Consider the following 434-nt stretch of genomic DNA (forward strand, 5'->3'; position numbering starts at 1 on the left):
TCTCATAGTCTAACTTTTGATGGGCAAAACTTGTTTGAGGTTAAAAACAAGAAAAGGCCTTTGCTCTCCGAGGCCGCTGGTTATGGTTATGAGAAAAAGGCTTTAATTGTAGGAAGGTATAAGCTCATATACTCTCCAGATGATGGTGTTCAGTGGCTCTTTGACCTTAAGAAAGATCCGTTTGAACAGCATCCTATCAAAGATAAGGAAGTTACATCAATATTTGTGGACAAATTGAATAAAATGCTCAGAGAAGATGAAAGGAAGAAATTGAGAACAATACTTGACAGGAAGTTCTAAATTTTGCCTTTGAGTTTTAGGTTTTTGATTGCTTTTTTGAGTTTTTCATCTTCTTGTTTTTTCTCGTAGTAGCTCGGGTCAACATATTTTGGTTTTCTCTTTGCAAATTCTGAGTCTTCTTCAAAAATTTCCAT

Annotated in this window: 1 pseudogene; it reads left to right on the forward strand. The window is 35.3% G+C overall.

The window, feature by feature from the left end:
• A pseudogene (locus E3E37_RS11160) lies at window positions 1–300 on the forward strand (hypothetical protein); the annotation flags it as partial.
• Window positions 301–434: the final 134 nt, after the last annotated feature.

It is taken from the genome of Thermococcus sp. ES12 (assembly GCF_012027515.1).
In the GTDB taxonomy this organism is placed as follows: Archaea; Methanobacteriota_B; Thermococci; order Thermococcales; family Thermococcaceae; genus Thermococcus; species Thermococcus barossii.